General features: G+C 65.2%; 20 protein-coding genes, 1 tRNA gene and 1 pseudogene. 15 read left to right on the top strand and 7 right to left on the bottom strand.

Annotated features, from left to right (window positions below; all coding sequences use genetic code 11):
* Positions 1–402, bottom strand: a 402-nt coding sequence (locus ING15_RS18725) for a pentapeptide repeat-containing protein (protein ID WP_332873863.1), incomplete at its 3' end; no start/stop codon positions are given.
* Positions 403–456: 54 nt separating this feature from the next.
* Positions 457–834, bottom strand: a pseudogene (locus tag ING15_RS19890) (pentapeptide repeat-containing protein); the annotation flags it as partial.
* A 127-nt stretch (positions 835–961) separates the two neighbouring features.
* Here ING15_RS19890 and ING15_RS18730 point away from each other — a divergent pair.
* Complete coding sequence (locus tag ING15_RS18730; RefSeq protein ID WP_206456368.1) at positions 962–2284, top strand: acetamidase/formamidase family protein; 1323 nt, start codon at positions 962–964, stop codon at positions 2282–2284.
* Between the two features lie 72 nt (positions 2285–2356).
* Here the strand turns inward: ING15_RS18730 and ING15_RS18735 are convergent.
* Positions 2357–2446 (bottom strand) — tRNA-Ser (locus ING15_RS18735).
* A 346-nt stretch (positions 2447–2792) separates the two neighbouring features.
* Here ING15_RS18735 and ING15_RS18740 point away from each other — a divergent pair.
* From ING15_RS18740 to ING15_RS18755, 4 genes are all read left to right on the top strand, one after another.
* Positions 2793–3086: a hypothetical protein gene (locus ING15_RS18740; RefSeq protein ID WP_206456369.1), complete on the top strand. Its 294-nt coding sequence runs from the start codon at positions 2793–2795 to the stop codon at positions 3084–3086.
* 44 nt (positions 3087–3130) lie between these two features.
* Positions 3131–3802: a peptide-methionine (S)-S-oxide reductase MsrA gene (gene msrA / locus ING15_RS18745; RefSeq protein WP_206456370.1), complete on the top strand. Its 672-nt coding sequence runs from the start codon at positions 3131–3133 to the stop codon at positions 3800–3802.
* A gap of 189 nt (positions 3803–3991) precedes the next feature.
* Complete coding sequence (locus tag ING15_RS18750) at positions 3992–4987, top strand: BMP family lipoprotein (RefSeq protein WP_206456371.1); 996 nt, start codon at positions 3992–3994, stop codon at positions 4985–4987.
* Positions 4988–5161: 174 nt separating this feature from the next.
* Positions 5162–6103 (top strand): nucleoside hydrolase, encoded by a 942-nt coding sequence (locus ING15_RS18755; protein ID WP_206456372.1) that lies wholly within the window; start codon positions 5162–5164, stop codon positions 6101–6103.
* A gap of 685 nt (positions 6104–6788) precedes the next feature.
* Here the strand turns inward: ING15_RS18755 and ING15_RS18760 are convergent.
* Both ING15_RS18760 and ING15_RS18765 read right to left on the bottom strand, forming a co-directional pair.
* Positions 6789–7010: a SlyX family protein gene (locus ING15_RS18760; RefSeq protein WP_206456373.1), complete on the bottom strand. Its 222-nt coding sequence runs from the start codon at positions 7008–7010 to the stop codon at positions 6789–6791.
* Positions 7007–7468, bottom strand: coding sequence for an acyl-CoA thioesterase (locus ING15_RS18765; protein ID WP_206456374.1), 462 nt, complete (start codon positions 7466–7468; stop codon positions 7007–7009). The genes ING15_RS18760 and ING15_RS18765 overlap by 4 nt, the downstream gene beginning before the upstream one ends.
* 134 nt (positions 7469–7602) lie before the next feature.
* Here ING15_RS18765 and ING15_RS18770 point away from each other — a divergent pair, with 134 nt between their 5' ends.
* The 10 genes from ING15_RS18770 to deoA are packed head-to-tail and all read left to right on the top strand — an operon-like array spanning position 7603 to position 16216.
* Positions 7603–9135: an ABC transporter ATP-binding protein gene (locus ING15_RS18770; protein ID WP_206456375.1), complete on the top strand. Its 1533-nt coding sequence runs from the start codon at positions 7603–7605 to the stop codon at positions 9133–9135.
* Entirely contained in the window at positions 9132–9740 is a 609-nt protein-coding gene (locus ING15_RS18775) for a BglII/BstYI family type II restriction endonuclease (RefSeq protein ID WP_332873864.1), read from the top strand. Before ING15_RS18770 ends, ING15_RS18775 begins: the two co-directional genes overlap by 4 nt.
* Entirely contained in the window at positions 9721–10392 is a 672-nt protein-coding gene (locus ING15_RS18780; RefSeq protein ID WP_206456376.1) for an MT-A70 family methyltransferase, read from the top strand. The genes ING15_RS18775 and ING15_RS18780 overlap by 20 nt, the downstream gene beginning before the upstream one ends.
* Positions 10389–10826 carry a VOC family protein gene (locus ING15_RS18785; protein ID WP_206456377.1) on the top strand — a complete coding sequence of 146 codons (438 nt, stop codon included), beginning with the start codon at positions 10389–10391 and terminating at the stop codon, positions 10824–10826. Before ING15_RS18780 ends, ING15_RS18785 begins: the two co-directional genes overlap by 4 nt.
* A gap of 7 nt (positions 10827–10833) precedes the next feature.
* A complete protein-coding gene (locus ING15_RS18790) occupies positions 10834–11976 on the top strand; it encodes an ABC transporter permease (RefSeq protein WP_206456378.1) in 1143 nt (380 codons plus the stop codon).
* Positions 11976–12944, top strand: coding sequence for an ABC transporter permease (locus ING15_RS18795; RefSeq protein WP_206456379.1), 969 nt, complete (start codon positions 11976–11978; stop codon positions 12942–12944). The genes ING15_RS18790 and ING15_RS18795 overlap by 1 nt, the downstream gene beginning before the upstream one ends.
* A gap of 3 nt (positions 12945–12947) precedes the next feature.
* The gene (locus ING15_RS18800) at positions 12948–13343 is read left to right on the top strand and encodes a cytidine deaminase (RefSeq protein ID WP_206456380.1); all 396 of its coding nucleotides are present in this window, start codon (positions 12948–12950) and stop codon (positions 13341–13343) included.
* Positions 13340–14146, top strand: coding sequence for a purine-nucleoside phosphorylase (locus ING15_RS18805; protein ID WP_206456381.1), 807 nt, complete (start codon positions 13340–13342; stop codon positions 14144–14146). Before ING15_RS18800 ends, ING15_RS18805 begins: the two co-directional genes overlap by 4 nt.
* A complete protein-coding gene (gene deoC, locus ING15_RS18810; RefSeq protein ID WP_206456382.1) occupies positions 14139–14900 on the top strand; it encodes a deoxyribose-phosphate aldolase in 762 nt (253 codons plus the stop codon). Before ING15_RS18805 ends, deoC begins: the two co-directional genes overlap by 8 nt.
* The gene (gene deoA, locus ING15_RS18815; RefSeq protein ID WP_206456383.1) at positions 14900–16216 is read left to right on the top strand and encodes a thymidine phosphorylase; all 1317 of its coding nucleotides are present in this window, start codon (positions 14900–14902) and stop codon (positions 16214–16216) included. Before deoC ends, deoA begins: the two co-directional genes overlap by 1 nt.
* Positions 16217–16407: 191 nt before the next feature.
* Here deoA and ING15_RS18820 read toward each other — a convergent pair whose 3' ends face one another.
* On the bottom strand, positions 16408–17205 hold the full coding sequence (locus ING15_RS18820; RefSeq protein WP_206456384.1) for a DUF1828 domain-containing protein: 798 nt from the start codon (positions 17203–17205) through the stop codon (positions 16408–16410).
* Positions 17202–17419 (bottom strand): hypothetical protein (locus ING15_RS18825; RefSeq protein ID WP_206456385.1); only part of this gene is annotated, 218 nt, incomplete at its 5' end. The genes ING15_RS18825 and ING15_RS18820, both read right to left, overlap by 4 nt.

Below are 17419 nucleotides of genomic sequence, written 5' to 3' on the forward strand. Positions count from 1 at the left end.
CGGAAGCCGCGTCCCCGCATCGCTACACGCGACGGCGATCTGACCCTGCTCCAGACCGATCGCGGCGGACAAATCGACGCCCTCCAGCCGCGTCAGAAACATGTAGGCGCCGGTGAAATCCATCGCGCCTGCGATGATGGCATCGCTGAAATCGGCGCGGGCCAGATTGGCCAGTGGGTATACCGTGCCCGTCAGATCGGCCTTGTCGAAGATCGCGCGACCCAATTCGGCCTTCTCGAAACTGCTTCCGGTCAGGTCGGAGTTGCGGAAGTCCGCCCGCTGGAGTTCCGCGCTATGGAACGAGGCGCCGCGCGCGGACAGGCCCGAAAGGTTGGTCCGATAGCCCTCCACCTTGGTGAAATTGGCCTTGTCGGCAACGGCGCCCGCGAGCGACGCACGCACCAGCGCCGCCTTTTCCAGGTTTGCCGATGCGAGCCTGGCGTTCCGCAGGTCGGTCTGGGTGAAATCGGCTTTCTGAAGATTGGCGCCTTCGAGGTTGGCTCCGGACAGAACGAGATTGCTGCGGTCGCAGCCGCTCCAGTCGATTGCCGCCTTTGGCGAGGCGGTGCATTCGGCCGCTTTGCCGCCGGGGTTGCGCCGGCGCTGATCGCGGCGGCCAGGAACAGCACCGATGCGGTGGATTTGGCGGTGGCGCCGGAACGCAGACCGGTCGTCACCTTGCGGGGCGCTCGGTTGCCGTCTTGAGCCGGCAAGACGGGCTCGTCCTTCATGCCGGACGTCGATCTGCCGCGTTCCATCGCTATTCCTCCAGATGCCACGACAGATGCCGCTGTCATCGACAGGACTATCCGCCCCATGGCGAGCGGAAGCAATTGCAAGGCTCGGACATCGACGGTGTTGACCTGCCGGCTGCCCCTGTGGCGAAGTGCGCCGGTCATGCCAGCTTCACCGGGGAGCGGCCGCCACCTGCCGGGCGATTTGACGATCAAGGGAGCTTGAGATGCTGGACATCACCAATCCGACGAAGACAGCGCAACGCAGCGTCGTCGTGCAAGGCTTCACCAATAGCGTGCTCGACCCGAACCAGCCGATGCTCGGCCCGGTTGAGAACGGCGGAACGATCATCGCCAACACTGCGCCGGGCTGCTGGGGCCCGATGATCACGCCGCGGCTGCGCGGCGGCCATGAGGTGACCCAGCCGGTCGAGATCGTGGGCGCGGAACCGGGCGACGGCGTCGTCATCCGCATCCGTGACATCAGCGTGACCTCGATCGCGACCGCGTCCGGCCACGACAGTTCGCCGGAAGGCTTTTGCCTGGGCGATCCCTATGTCGCCGCGCGCTGCCCGACCTGCGACACGCTCTGGCCCGAGACCCATGTCGAGGGGATCGGTGGTGATGCGGTCAAATGCGATGCCTGCGGCAACACGGTGAAGCCCTTCGAGATCGTGCATGGCTATACTGTGGTGTTCGACGAAACGCGTCATGTCGGGGTGACGATGCCCAAGCAGGCGGCCGAGACTATCGCCCGCGACGCCCATCATTATGCGGCGCTGCCGGATCAGTCGGTGCAGCACCCGATCCTGACCTATGCGCCGTCGGACATGCCGGCGGTGATGGTGCGCATGCGCCCCTTCCTCGGGCAATTGGGCACGACGCCGTCGACGCCGCTGCCCGATTCCCACAATGCCGGCGATTTCGGCGCCTTCCTCGTCGGCGCCCCGCATGAATACGCCATCACCGCCGAACAATTGGCCGAACACAAGACCGACGGGCACATGGACATCGACGCGGTGCGCCCTGGCGCGGTGCTGGTCGCGCCGGTCAAGGTGAAGGGCGCTGGCGTCTATATGGGCGACATGCATGCCGCCCAGGGCGACGGCGAGATCGCCGGTCACACGATGGATGTCTCGGGCAGCGTCACGCTGCAGGTCGAGGTGCTGAAAGACTATCCGATCGACGGACCGGTGCTGTTTCCGCTCCTCGAGGATCTGCCGCCACTGGCCCGGCCCTTCTCGGAAGCCGAGCGCGCCAAGGTCGAGCGGCTGGCCAAGACCTGGAAAATCGAGCAGCTCGAGAGCTCGGCGCCGATTTCGGTGATCGGCACGGCGCCGACACTGAATGAAGCGATCGAGAACGGGCTGGAGCGGGCGGCCAAGCTCCTGGATATGTCCGTGCCGGAGGTGCGCAACCGCGCGACGATCAATGGCGCGATCGAGATCGGCCGCGCGCCGGGGGTGGTCCAGGTGACCTTCCTGGCGCCGCTGGATCGGCTCGACAAGGTCGGCCTGGGCGATATCGCGCGGGCGCAATACGACCTCTGACAGATCTGGCCGGCGCGGGCGATCGCGGCCCGCGTCGGCGAGCCGGAAAACGCGCGAAAAAATGAAGAGAAATGGCGGAGAGAGAGGGATTCGAACCCTCGATACGGTCTCCCGTATACACACTTTCCAGGCGTGCGCCTTCAACCACTCGGCCACCTCTCCGTGCATCCGAGTCGAAAAGCGGGAGGTTGCGCCCCGCTCTCGTCGCCTCTCGGCAATGACATCCCTCGCCGGAATTCATCCGCGCCGGACAGACCGGCGAAGCGAAACGCCGGGGCCGATGCCCTGTCTCGAACAGCCGCGGACTATAGCCAGAACGCTCCGCGGTTCAACCCGCGAATTCAGCAAACTTCCGGGATGGTCGCAAGGGCGCTACATTGCCGCCGACGGGGGCAATCCCCACATAGTATTGAAGCAGGTGACGGCGGTCCTGTGGTCATTTTGATCATCGCGCGGGCGCAGGGCGGCGTTATGGCGCGACGGGCCGCCAGGATGGGAGCGACAGTTCATGCGGTTTCTGGTGCGTCTGATCGGCAGCCTCCTGCTGGCCGTGGCCGTGGTTTTCGCCGTCGGCGATATCGCCCGCTCGCTCGCCGATCAGACGACGCGTCTGGTGAGCGTGACCGAGGCGCTGGCGATGATGGGCGGGAGCCTGGAGCCGTCCGGTGTCCAGAGCGCGACCGTGGCCGCGATGCTCGCCGAAATCGGCCGCTGGTCGGTCTCGATCACCGCCGGCGTCGCGGGCCTGTTCCTGCTCGTCGTCGGACGCGAGCGCAAGAGGCACCGCCGCCTGGTCCGCTGACGCCCAGTCCGCTGGCGCCCGGGGCGCCGAACAAGGAGTGTTTCATGTATATTCTCGACATGTTTTCCAAGAAGATGAAGCTGCCGGTCGGCGCAGAGGCGCTGCCGGGACGGGCCGAGCCGATCGAGACCGCCGAGACCCATTTCGTCAATGGCCACTCATTGAAGCCGCCCTTTCCCGAAGGGCTCGAGACGGCGATCTTCGGCATGGGTTGCTTCTGGGGCGTGGAGCGCAAGTTCTGGCAGCTTCCCGGTGTCCATGTGACTGCGGCGGGCTATTCGGCAGGGACGACGCCCAACCCGACCTATCAGGAAGTCTGCACCGGCCAGACCGGCCAGAACGAGGTCGTACTGGTCGTCTTCGATCCGGCGGTCGTGTCCTTTGAGAGCCTGCTGACGACATTCTGGGAAGGTCACGATCCGACCCAAGGGATGCGTCAGGGCAACGACATGGGCACGCAGTATCGCTCCGGCATCTACACATCCTCGCAGGCGCAGTTCGATGCGGCGACCGCGTCGCGAGCGGCCTATCAGCAGGCGCTGGCCAAGGCCGGGCACAAGGGCACGATCACCACCGAGATCGAGCCCGCGACCGACTTCTACTACGCCGAGGGTTACCATCAGCAATATCTCGCCAAGAACCCGAGCGGCTATTGCGGTGTCGGCGGCACCGGAATCTCCTGCCCGATCGGGCTGAAGATCGAGGCGGCTGAGTAGCGCTTGGCCGCCCGGACGGGTTCTGCCGGATGCGGCCGTTTTCCATCGTCGCCGATTCCAGGTGATTCTCGACGCGGACCGTGCCAGTCTCTTGGCAGGCACGGTCCGCATTCGCGACGCCGTGGCGTCCCGTCGCCGGCAATCGGCGGTCTTGGAACCCATCATCTGCAAACAGGGATCGGACACTTCATGAAACAGTTCCTGGCCGGACTCCTCGCCACTTCCATCCTGTCGGTCACCGCGGCGTCGGCCGAAGAATTCGCCCCGGCGATCCTCTACGACCTCGGCGGAAAATTCGACAAATCCTTCAACGAGGGCGCCTATGACGGCGCCGAGAAATACAAGGCCGACACCGGCACCGAATATCGCGAGTTCGAGATCGTCAACGACGCCCAGCGGGAGCAGGCTTTGCGCCGCTTCGCCCGCGACGGGGCGAGCCCGATCATCTCCGTCGGCTTCAGCCAGGCCGCCGCGCTGGAGGCGGTGGCGAAGGAATATCCCGACACGAAATTCGCCATCATCGACGCGGTCGTCGAGGCGCCGAACGTGCAATCGATCCTGTTCAAGGAAGAAGAGGGCTCCTATCTCGTCGGCATCCTGGCGGCGATGAAGTCCGAGACCGGAACCGTCGGCTTCGTCGGCGGCATGGACATCCCGCTGATTTCCAAATTCGCCTGCGGCTACAAGGGTGGCGTCAAGTCGGTCTCCGCCGACGCCAAGGTCATCGAGAACATGACCGGCAGCACGGGCGCCGCGTGGAATGATCCGGTGCGCGGCGGCGAACTGACCAAGTCGCAGATGGACCAGGGCGCCGACGTGATCTTCCACGCCGCCGGCGGCACCGGCATCGGCGTCTTGCAGGCAGCAGCCGATGCCGGCAAATACGGCATCGGCGTCGACTCCAACCAGAACGGCCTGTTTCCCGGCAAGGTACTGACCTCGATGGTCAAGCGCGTCGACAACGCCGTCTACTCCACCTTCGAGGACGCGGCGAAGGGGAATTGGACGGCGGGCACCGTCACGCTCGGGCTGGAACAGGACGGCGTCGGTTACGCCATGGACGAGAACAACGCCGAACTCGTCACCGACGAGATGAAGGCCGCGGCCGAAGAGGCGAAGGCGAAGATCATCGCCGGCGAGATCGCGGTCCACGACTATGCGACGGATTCGTCGTGCCCTTACTGACGTGTTGTGAAACATCACCGTAGTGAGGCGTCCCATCCGGGGCGCCTTTTTTCTGCGGTGCCTGGCCGCACCGCGCCGACTGTATGCGAAGCAGCCCGGCACCCACCCCAGCTCTTTCTGCCCGACGATCCCGGTGATATCGGGACGCGGAACAACGCGTTGGAGTGACGTCGCATGGCCGAAAAAGTGATCTTCGATACCGATCCGGGTCAGGACGACGCGGTGGCGCTGCTGACGGCGCTGGCCTCTCCCGACGAGATCGACATCCTCGGCATCGTCACCGTCGCCGGCAATATCCCGCTGCACCACACCACCCGCAACGCGCTGCGGCTGCTGGAACTCGCCGGTCGCACCGAGGTGCCGGTGCATGCCGGATGCGAGCGGCCGATGCTGCGCAACCTGGTCACCGCCGAGCATGTGCATGGTCCGACCGGGCTCGACGGTCCGGACCTGCCGGAGCCGTCGCTCGGTGCCCGTGATGGTCATGGCGTCGATTTCCTGGTGGAGACGATCCGGGCGCATCAGCCGGGCACGATCCGGCTCCTGGCGCTCGGGCCGCTGACCAACGTCGCCATTGCCATGACCAAGGCGCCGGACATCGCGGCGCGGCTGAAGGACGTCGTCCTGATGGGCGGCGGCTGTTTCGAGGCCGGCAACATCACGCCGGCGGCCGAGTTCAACATCTTCGTCGATCCCGAGGCGGCGGCGATCGTCTTTGCCAGCGGCGCTGCGATCACGGTCCTGCCGCTCGACGTCACCCACCAGATGCGCTCGACAAGGTCGCGGATTGCCGCCTTCGGCGATCTCGGCAACCGGTCGGGCGCGGCGGTGGCGGCGATGCTGGGGTTTTCGGAGCGGTTCGACGTCGAGAAATACAATTGGGAGGGCGCGCCGTTGCACGACCCATGCGTCACCGCCTTCGTGCTCAAGCCGGAGATTTTTGCAGGCCGGCCGGTCAATGTGGCGATCGAAACCGCCAGCCCGCTGACGCGGGGCATGACGGTCTGCGATTATTGGGGCGTCACCGACCGGGCGAAAAACGCCGTCTGGGTGCGTTCCGGCGATGCCGATGCCTATTTTGCGCTGCTGACCGAGCGGATCGGGCGGTTGCCGTAGGGGGCGTGGCGCCCGCCATCGCCGGCGCGTTTTCGAGGGCGGCCCTTTCCTTCCCAACGCTGACGTCTCCTCCTCTCTTTCCCTCGAAAATCCGCACGCGGCGGCGTCTTCGCGCCGGTTGTCGGGGCGAAGGATCGGGAAGCGGACGCATGGCGAACGTCGCTATGCTTTTGATTATCTGACGCTTGCCATGCGCCCGCCGGCTGCTTGCCCCGGACCCGACGCCCCGCCGTGTGCGAAGCCGGTCTGCAAAGGGCCCGGATGTGGGGGTTCATCACCCAGCCGCGCCACCGCAGCGCGACCCATCCGGCACCGTCCTCCCTCCACGCGCATCCGGTTCATGACCCGTGTTCCCGCGAGGGCGATGGGAGAAGGATACGGGGGACGCGGGAGACGGGGAGAGATTTTTTCGTGCGGAAGCACCAGAGGCGTTGGATTGCAACGGTTTGGCGGTGGCGACGGCTTGGAATGGGTCCTCGGGTCAAGCCCGAGGATGACGCGCGTTTGGGGTGGTGCCGCCAGTTGGAGACCACGTTGAAGCTCAGCCGTTGCCGGGGATGACGGGCGTTTTGGGGTGGCGACACCTGCGGAGGACGCGCACTTGGGAATCGTCGCGGCCGAGGATGATGAGGAGAGGGGCGCCCGTTCCGGGGACGGATCGGCGGTTGCGGCGAGAGCCGCCCCCTCAGTAGTGCGGCGGTTTGGTGCTTTCGGGGCCGGGCGTTGCGACCTCTTCGAGGGCATCGAAGCGATGGCCGAGGGATTTGAGTGTGCGCTGCATCCGCTCGAGCGTCTCGAAGGCGCGGCGCAGCTCCTCCGATAATTCCTCGATCGTCTGCGCCTGATGCGCTACCATGATCTCCAGATCCTGGACGCGCTCGCCGATCTCAGTCGATTTGTCGCTCATGCAACGATCTCCGCAAGTTTGGCCCGCAACCGGCCGTCGATGGAGGCGGGCCGCCGCGTTGCCCGGTCGACATAGACATGGACGAAGAACCCTTCGGCCGCCGCTATCTCCGACGTGCCGCGAAACAGGCCGACCTCGTACCGCACCGAGGATCGTCCCAGTCGCGCGACCCGGATGCCCGCCATTACCGGGTCCGGAAAGGCGAGTTCGCCATGATAGCGGCAGCCGGTCTCGACGACGAGGCCGATCTGCGCGCCGGCATGGATGTCGAGCAGGCCGTTCTCGATCAGCCAGCCGTTAACCGCCGTATCGAACAGCGCATAATGAACGACATTGTTCATATGGCCATAGACGTCGTTGTCGGCCCAGCGCGTGGTGAGCGGGAGGAAGGCGCGGTAGGCGCCGCGGCGGCCGGGCTCGGGGCGCCCTGCCGCCTGGCTTTCGGTCGAAGCGGTCATGTCTGCTCCTTGCGCATTCGATAGGCGACGCTGCCGCCCTTCCATACCCGGCATTGTTTTATCGGAAAACCGGTTCCCACTTGTCGAGGCGATGCTATAGGCTCGCGCGACCAGGGTCAGTCCAGAGTGAGCGCATGCCCGATCCGGCGATCGAACTGATCGACATCGACAAGAGCTTCGGAATCGTCCGGGCGAACAAGCGGATCAACCTCACCGTCGCGCGCGGCACGATCCACGGCATCATCGGCGAGAACGGCGCCGGCAAGTCGACGCTGATGTCGATCCTCTACGGCTTCTACCAGGCCGATTCCGGCGAGATCCGCGTCGGCGGGAAGACGGTCGAGATCGCCGATCCGAACGACGCGATCGCCGCCGGTATCGGCATGGTCCACCAGCATTTCATGCTGGTGGAGAATTTCACCGTCGTCGAAAACGTCATGCTCGGCGCAGAACAGTCGCCGCTGCTCGCCGCCGGCATCGCCAAGGTGCGGGCCGAATTGAAGCGCCTCGAGGAAGACCACGCGCTCAACGTCGACCCGGACGCGATCGTGGAGGAACTGCCCGTCGGCCGGCAGCAGCGGGTGGAAATCCTAAAGGCGCTCTATCGCGGCGCCGACATCCTGATCCTCGACGAGCCGACCGGCGTGTTGACGCCGGCCGAGGCCGACCACCTGTTCGCCGTCCTCAAACAGCTGCGCAACGCCGGCAAGACGATCATCCTGATCACCCACAAGCTGCGTGAGATCATGGCGATCACCGACGCCGTGTCGGTGATGCGGCAGGGCGAGATGGTGGCGACGACGGCGACGGCCGAGACCTCGGTGGGAGAACTCGCCGAGCTGATGGTCGGTCGGCGCGTGCTCCTGACCGTCGACAAGGGCGACGCGGCGCCGAAGGACGTGAAGCTCAGGGTCGACGGACTGACGGTGCGCGATCGGCGCGGGGTCGTCATGGTCGACAATGTCTCCTTCACGGTGCGGGCGGGGGAGATCGTCGGCATCGCCGGGGTGGCCGGCAACGGCCAGTCGGAACTGCTGGAAGCGCTGGCCGGCATCCGCAAGGCCGAAGCCGGGCGCATCGAGATGCTCGGCCGGACCATCGATCCGACAAGGGAGGCCGATCCGGCCGAGATCCGGGGCATCGGCTGCGCCCATGTGCCGGAGGACCGCCACAATACCGGGTTGGTGCTGGCCTTCGAGGAGAACGAGAACACCATCCTCGGTTATCAGCGCGACCCGGCCTTCCAGAAGGGCTGGCTGCTCGATCTGGACGCCATGCGCCGGGACGCGGCGAAGAAGATTGCCGCCTACGACATCCGCCCGCCGGACTGCCGCCTGAAGACCGCGAGCTTTTCCGGCGGCAACCAGCAGAAGATCGTGCTGGCGCGGGAGATGGAGCGCGATCCGGACCTGCTGCTGATCGGCCAGCCGACGCGCGGCGTCGATGTCGGGGCGATCGAGTTCATCCACCGGCGCATCATCGAAATGCGCGACGCCGGCAAGGCGATCCTGCTGGTTTCGGTCGAACTCGACGAGATCCGGGCGCTGTCGGACCGCATCCTCGTCATGTTCGCTGGCCGCATCGTCGGCGAACGCAGCCCGGACGCGGACGAGGGCGACCTCGGTTGCCTGATGGCGGGTGTGGAACAACAGGAGGCGGCTGAGTGACGAGTTTCAGTAACTCACTTGGTGAAAATATCTGCCAGAAATTTGAGATCTATGATTGGCGAAACGCGCTGGCGATCTTAACGGCGGTCCATCCAGAAGAGTTTGCGAACCTCAAGGGGGTTCTCGATGGCTTCTCCTTGAACCACTCTGCCTTCTCCGTGGGAGGCGGCAACAAGTCCCTCATGGCGAAGTCGATCGACAGTGCGCTGTACGCTCTGGGATGGACGGAAAAGGCGTTCGATACCAAGATTGTTGTGGACGAAATTGAATACCCGTCCCCCACTCATAAAGTCGACTGTTTCAAGAATAAGGTCGCATTGGAGGTTGAATGGAACAATAAAGACCCATTCTTCGACCGAGATCTGAATAATTTTCGTTTGTTGTATGAATTGCGGATTATCGATCTTGGTATTGTGGTGACCCGCACGACCGCATTGCAGCCTGTCCTGGTGGGTGCCGGGCGGCCCGGAACCACGTATGGCAAAGCCACGACCCATACCGAGAAACTTTATCCGAAGATCGTCGGTGGCGGCGCCGGAGGCTGTCCAATTCTCGTTTTCGGAATTAAACCAGAGGCTTATGTCGATGACCGAACAGACCCTTGACACCATCATCGACTTTGCGCAGTCGCTGCGTGGACAGAAATTCGGAACCGTGCTTGCCGATCCACCATGGCGATTCACGAACCGAACCGGGAAGGTTGCGCCTGAACATCGCCGTTTGAACCGGTATCAGACGATGAGCGTTGATGAGATTTGCGAATTGCCGGTGGCCGAAGTTTTGAAGCCGACCGCGCATCTTTATCTCTGGACGCCGAACGCTCTGCTACCGGACGCCTTGAAGGTGATGGCAGCGTGGGGGTTTGACTACAAATCCAATATCATATGGCACAAGGTTCGGAAGGACGGCGGTTCCGATGGGCGCGGCGTCGGCTTCTATTTCCGGAACGTCACGGAGATTCTTCTTTTCGGAGTGCGCGGGAAGAATGCGCGAACCAGAGAAGCGGGACGGCGGCAGGTCAACTATCTCTCATCGCGAAAACGCGAACACTCCCGCAAACCCGATGAGCAATATGATCTGATCGAACAGTGCTCGCACGGCCCGTTTATGGAGATGTTCGCTCGTGGCACCCGGCCCGGCTGGCATTATTGGGGCAATCAAGCGACAGACGCCTACGAACCGACTTGGGATACCTATTCCTATAATTCGACGACCACGAAGCCCGGAGCCTTGTTGGATACAGAGGCCGCGGAGTGAACGACGCGCGCATTTGTCTGGTCACGCTCGGCGTCGAGGACGTCGCGCGTTCGGTCGCCTTCTATGAGGCGCTCGGCTGGGTAAAGGCGCCGCAGAGTGTCGAATCGACCGCCTTCATGGTCGGCGAGGCGATCGTGCTCGCCCTCTGGCAGCGCGGCGAAATGATCGCCGATGGCGGCGAGGGCGAGCTGCCGGCGGGGTCCGGTTCCGCCGGGCTGGCGGTGAACTTTACCTCCGAGGAAGCGGTCTTGGAGGCCTATGAGAAGGCGGTTGCCGCCGGCGCGCGGCCGGTCAAGCCGCCGGCAAAGGTCTTCTGGGGCGGGTTTTCCGGCAATTTCCGCGACCCTGACGGCCATCTGTGGGAACTCGCCTACAACCCGTTCTTCAAGCTGGACGCGCACGGCCATCTCGACCTTCTGGCGAGCGGAGACTGATGCCCCGATGAGCCGCCCCTACGCCAAGCTGCCCGGCTGGATCGACTATGGGCTGATTCCGCTGGTCAATCTGGTCGTCGCCTTCGCCGTCGCGGGCCTCGTCGTGCTGATCGTCGGCGAAAGCCCGGTCGAGGCGGCGGCGCTGATGATCCGCGGCGCCTTCGGCTATGGCGAGGGGATCGGCTTCACCCTCTATTACGCCACCAATTTCATCTTCACCGGCCTTGCCGTCGCGGTCGCCTTCCATGCCGGGCTGTTCAATATCGGCGGCGAGGGCCAGGCCTATGTCGGCGGGCTCGGCGTCGCCACGGTGGCGCTCGCCCTCGGCGGCACGTTGCCCTGGTGGCTGAATTTGCCGCTGGCCGTCTGTCTTTCCTTCGCCTTCGGCGCCGCCTGGGCCTTCATTCCCGCCTGGCTGCAGGCGCGGCGCGGCAGCCACATCGTCATCACGACGATCATGTTCAACTTCATCGCCGCCGCGCTGATGGTCTATTTGCTCGTCAACGTGCTGAAGCCGGCCGGGACGATGGCGCCGGAAACCCGTACCTTCGAGGCCGGCGCGCAACTGCCGAAGCTGCGCAGCCTGTTCGACCTGTTCGGCGTCTCGCTCGGCGGCGCGCCGCTGAACGTTTCGCTGTTCGTCGCGCTTTTCGCAGCGTTGCTGGTCTGGATACTGATCTGGCGCACCCGGCTCGGCTACGAAATCCGCACCCTCGGCTTTTCGCCGCGCGCGGCCCGCTATGCGGGCATGTCGGAGACGCGGCTGATCGTCGTCGCCATGGCGATATCCGGCGGTCTTGCCGGGCTGATGGCGCTCAACCCGGTGATGGGCGACCAGTACCGGCTCTTGATCGATTTTCCGGGCGGCGCCGGCTTCGTCGGCATCGCCGTCGCGCTGATGGGCCGGGGCCACCCGGTCGGCATCGTCGTCGCGGCGCTCTTGTTCGGCGTGCTCTATCAGGGCGGGGCGGAGCTGTCCTTCGACATGCCCACCATCTCACGCGACATGATCGTCATCATCCAAGGGCTGGTCATCCTGTTCGCCGGGGCGCTGGAGAACATGTTCCGGCCGGGGGTCGGCGCCGCCTATCAATGGGTGCGCATGCGTACCGGCGAGCCGGCCGGGGTCGACGTGGAGGAGGCGCGGTGATGGATTTCGGCGCCTGGATCAACGTCATCGATTCCACCATCCGCCTGTCGACGCCGCTGCTCTTCGCCGCGCTCGCCGGGCTTTATTCGGAGCGCTCCGGCATTTTCGACATCAGCCTGGAAGGCAAGATGCTGATCGCCGCCTTCGCCTCCGCCTCGGCCGCCGCCGTGTGGGGTTCGGCGTTTCTCGGGCTCTTCGTCGGCATCCTCGCGGCGGTCGGCTTCTCGCTCGTCCACGGGCTTGCCTCGATCACCTATCGCGGCAACCAGATCGTGTCGGGCGTCGCCATCAACTTCATCGCCGCCGGGCTGACGATCATTCTCGGCCAGAGCTGGTTCGGCCAGGGCGGGCGCACGCCGAGCCTGTTCGGCGGCGGGCGGTTCGAGGCGATCGACCTGCCGGGCGCGGCGGCGATGCGGGACGTGCCGGTCGTCGGGCGGATCTACGCCGACATTCTCTCCGGCCACACGCTGCTCGTCTATGTCGCCTTCGCGATGGTGCCGATCACCTGGTGGGTGATGTTCCGCACGCGCTTTGGCCTGCGGCTTCGGGCCGTCGGCGAAAACCCGGCGGCGGTCGACACCGCCGGCATCTCGGTCGCCTGGCTGCGCTACCGGGCGGTGATCATCTGCGGCATCCTGACGGGTCTCGCCGGCAGCTATCTGGCGGTGGCGCAGGCGGCGGGCTTTACCCGCGACATGACCGCCGGCAAGGGTTACATCGCGCTGGCCGCGCTGATCTTCGCCAACTGGAAGCCGGTGCCGGTGATGTTCGCCTGCCTGCTGTTCGGCTTTCTCGACGCGATCTCGATCCGCATCCAGGGCGTGCAGCTGCCGGTCATCGGCGAGATCTCGGCGCAGTTCGTCTCGGCGCTGCCCTATATTCTCACCGTGGTGCTGCTCGCCGGCTTCGTCGGCAAGGCGACCCCGCCCAAGGCGGGCGGCGTGCCTTATGTGAAGGAACGATAGACGATGGCGGACGACCTCTTCGCCCTGGCGAAGTCCGCCATGCGGCGGGCCCACGCTCCCTATTCCCGGTTTCCGGTCGGAGCGGCGCTCAGGACGACCGACGGGCGCATCTTTTCCGGCTGCAATGTGGAAATCGTCAGCTTTCCCGAAGGCTGGTGCGCCGAGACCACCGCCATCGGCCATCTGGTGATGGATGGCGGCGGGCGCATTGCCGAGATCGCCGTCGTCGCCGAAAAGCTGCCGCTGTGCAGCCCCTGCGGCGGCTGCCGGCAGCGGATCGCCGAATTCGCCTCGCCCGAGACCAAGGTGCATCTCTGCGACATCGACGGCGGCGTCCGGGAGACGGTGACCATGGGCGAACTCCTGCCGCGTGCCTTCGCGACGGACAACCTGTCGTGACGCCGGCCGCCGCATTCCTGCGCGCGCGGCTCGGCGCGCGGCGCTCGGTCGCGGCGATGGTGCTCGGCTCCGGCCTCGGCGCGCTGGTCGACGCGGTCGAGGACGCCGTGCGCGTTTCCTTCGCCGACATTCCCGGATTTCCGGTCAGCGGCGTCACCGGTCATGCCGGGGAGGTGGTTGCCGGACGGCTCGGCGGCCGCGACGTCCTGATCCTGTCGGGCCGCGTCCATTACTACGAGACGGGCGACGCGGCGGTGATGCGGCCGGTGATCGCGGCGGTGCGCGATCTCGGGGTCAAGACGATTTTCCTCACCAATTCCGCCGGGTCCGTTCGCGAGGATATCCCGCCGGGGTCGGTGATGATCATCGAGGACCACATCGGCTTTTCCGGCCGCAATCCGCTGATCGGCGAAGCGTCCGATGCCCGTTTCGTCGGCATGACCAGCGCCTACGATGCCGAGCTGCGGCGCCGTCTCGCGGAGGCGGCGAAGGCCAGCGGCGAGACGCTGTTCGGCGGCGTCTATCTGTGGTTCTCCGGTCCGTCCTTCGAGACGCCGGCGGAAATCCGCATGGCCCGCATTCTCGGCGCCGATGCCGTCGGCATGTCGACCGTGCCCGAGACGATCCTCGCCCGGTTTTTCGGCCTCAGGGTGCTGGCCGCCTCGGTGATCACCAATTACGGTGCGGGCATGACCGGCGCCGAACTCTCCCACGCGGAGACCAAGGAGATGGCGCCGAAGGGCGGCGCGCGGCTGGCCCGCATCGTCCGCGAAATGCTCGAGAACGGAGGCTTCGATGGATGAGACCGCGCGGCGCCAGCGGGCGTCGGATCTGATCGCCTGTCTCGATCTCACCAATCTCGACGAGGGCTGCACGGAAGCCGATGTGGCGGCGCTTTGCGAGCGGGCGGCGACGCCCGCCGGACCGACGGCGGCGATCTGCATCTGGCCGCGCTTCGTCGCCTTCGCCAAGGCTCGCCTCGACCCCCGCATCAAGATCGCGACGGTGGTGAATTTCCCTGCTGGCGGCGACGACATCGCGGCGACGGTGAGGGAGACCGAACAGGCCGTCGCGGACGGCGCCGACGAGATCGACATGGTGATCGCCTACCGCCGGCTGCCGGCCGATCCCGCCTTCGTCGAGGAACAAATTCGAGCCGTGAAAACCGCCTGCGGCACAGCGCGGCTCAAGACGATCCTGGAGACCGGCGAACTCAAGGCGGCCGAGACGATCTGGCAGGCCGCCCATGCGGCGCTGAAGGGTGGCGCGGATTTCCTGAAGACCTCGACCGGCAAGGTCGCCGAGAACGCCACGCCGGCCTCGGCGCGGCTGTTGCTGGAAGCCATCGCCGAGGCCGGCGGCCATGTCGGCTTCAAGCCGGCGGGCGGGATCAAGCGTTTCGAGGACGCCGACGGTTACTACCAGCTCGCCGAGGCGATCTGCGGGACCGGCTACGCGACGCCCGCGCGCTTCCGGATCGGCGCCTCCAGCGTTCTCGGCGACCTTCTGGCGGTCGCGGCCGGCGCGGCGCGGGCGGGCGGCAAGGCCGGCTATTGATGCGGCTGCCGCAGGAGATCATCCGCGCCAAGCGCGACGGCGAAACGCTCGACGCGGCCGACATCAAGGCGTTCATCGACGGCTTTGCGAACGAAAGGGTCACCGACAGCCAGGTCGCGGCCTTCGCCATGGCGGTGTTCTTTCGCGGCATGGCCGGGCCGGAGACCGTGGCGCTGACCGAGGCGATGCGTGATTCCGGCGATGTCCTCGATTGGGCCGGCCTCGACCGGCCGGTGGTCGACAAGCATTCCACCGGCGGCGTCGGCGACAATGTCTCGCTGATGCTGGCGCCGATCGTGGCCGCCTGCGGCGCCGCCGTGCCGATGATCTCGGGGCGCGGGCTCGGCCACACAGGCGGCACGCTCGACAAGATGGAGGCGATTCCCGGCTATAGCGTCACGCCGGACAACGAGACATTCCGCCGGACCGTCGCCGACATCGGCTGCGCGATCATCGGGCAGACCGGGCGGCTGGCGCCGGCGGACGGACGCTTCTACGCGATCCGCGACGTGACCGCGACGGTGGAATCGATCCCGCTGATCACCGCCTCGATCCTGTCGAAGAAGCTCGCCGAAGGGCTCGACGGTCTGGTGCTCGACGTGAAATCGGGGTCCGGCGCGTTCATGACGTCGCATGAGCAGGCGCGGGCCTTGGCCGCGAGCCTCGTCGCGGTCGCCAATGGCGCGGGCCTCAAGACGACCGCCTTGCTGACGCGCATGGACGAAGCGCTGGCGTCGGCCGCCGGCAATGCCGTCGAGGTCCGCAACGCCGTCCGCTTCCTGACCGGCGACCATCGCGACGCGGCTCTGGAGGAGGTGACGCTGGCGCTGGCGGCCGAAATGCTGCTCTCGGCCCGCCTCGCGCCCGATCTCGCGGGAGGGCGGAAACAGGCCGCCGCCGCGCTGAGCGAAGGGCGGGCGGCCGAGACTTTTGCCAGAATGGTCGCCGCGCTGGGCGGTCCCGCCGATTTTATCGAGCGGATGGAGGATTATCTGCCGGCGGCGCCGATCATTCGGGAGATCGTGTCGGAAGAGGACGGCTTCGTCGCGACGGTCGACGCGCGCCGGCTCGGCTTGGCAGTGGTCGAACTCGGCGGCGGGCGGACCCGGCCGCAGGATGCCGTCGACCATGCGGTGGGCTTCAGCGATCTCGCCCCGATCGGCCGGCGGCTGGCGCGCGGCGAGAAGCTGGCCCGCGTACATGCCCGCGACGAAATTGCTGCGAAGAAGGCGGAGGCGGCGCTCCGCGAGGCCTATGGACTGTCCGGCGAAGCGGTGGAGCGGGACGCCTCGGCTGTCCTGGAACGCTTCGGCTGAGGCGGGGCAATTGGTTTGGGGGGGAAATGGTCGGAAAGCTTGGTGGTCTGCTTTGCGGTCGAAGCGGAATTTCCGGTCTAGAGCAGCAGCCGGCAGAAAGCTGCCGATCCGCAGCGATCCCAAGCCTGCCATTGACAGCTGGAGTCGCATATACAGAAAGCGGTCATTCCTGATTCCAGTACGGAAAGAACTTACGCTGCCTGTCGCAGCGAGGCTCTAGACAGAGCGAACATGGCCGCATTTTCGTCGCCGCGAAACACGGGCATTGGTAACCCTCGGTTCTGAGCACGTTGAAAACGCCTGGAACCGATCATTTGAATTTTCGGCATATCCTCGATGAGTGCCGCCGCGCCAAATTGATGATTCAAGCCTTCCCTCTCAATTTCAGAATGAAGCAGTTCGGCTTCGACAAAAGGTGTTGGGTTATTGACCAGGAACACACCAAGCTTGCGACCGCCGCCTCTGGGCGTGAGCACAACGTCCGCTGGGTTTTCGGAGAATTTTGCAGATAGCGGTGCATTGGTCTCGATAGTGAATGTTTGATACAGAACCTCCGAGATGGCCTCAATTGCGTCTTCGCGAAAGGTGGAGCGCACTACCTCCTTGGTAAGTAGTTCAAGGTCGCGTACGCGCATAAGTGCGGACAGAAAATTCACTGCGCCGTCACTGACGTTGGTCAGCGGCCGGGACTTGATTTCAAGGGTTTCTGTATCCCAAAATGCTCCGGACGAAGCGAGAATGTTGTCAAGCAGTTGGCGGCGTTGGCCACGGTCAATGTCAATTCCCGCAGCCACTAGATGGGGAAGGTAGGAACCATCATCTTCCAGTTGGTAGCCGTCGCCCGTCTCACGAACGTAGAAAGTGACATTGTCACCGGAGTTGTCTCCGAAGGGTGACCGAACCGCCAACCCCATGGGAACAGGGCGCACTTCAATGGCCTCACAAAATGTGCGGCTGAGGAGACCCTTCAATGTTTCAGCCGTTGTCAAAGCAAGCTTCCCTCGGGAAATGAAATTCGAAACTTCACCCGCGCCTGTTCCCAGAATTTGTCGCGGCGGAGGGTGATGACGGCACCTTCCGATGTTGCCTTCGGAATTCGGACCAAATCATTAATGCTTCCGGTGCCTTCTTCGATCCCGCCCCGCTCACAGTGCGCATGAACGTGAAAGCCGGGATGAGAGCCGTGGTACTCGAATCTTGTCA

This window comes from Aurantimonas marina (assembly GCF_017183135.1).
Classification (GTDB): Bacteria; Pseudomonadota; Alphaproteobacteria; order Rhizobiales; family Rhizobiaceae; genus Aurantimonas; species Aurantimonas marina.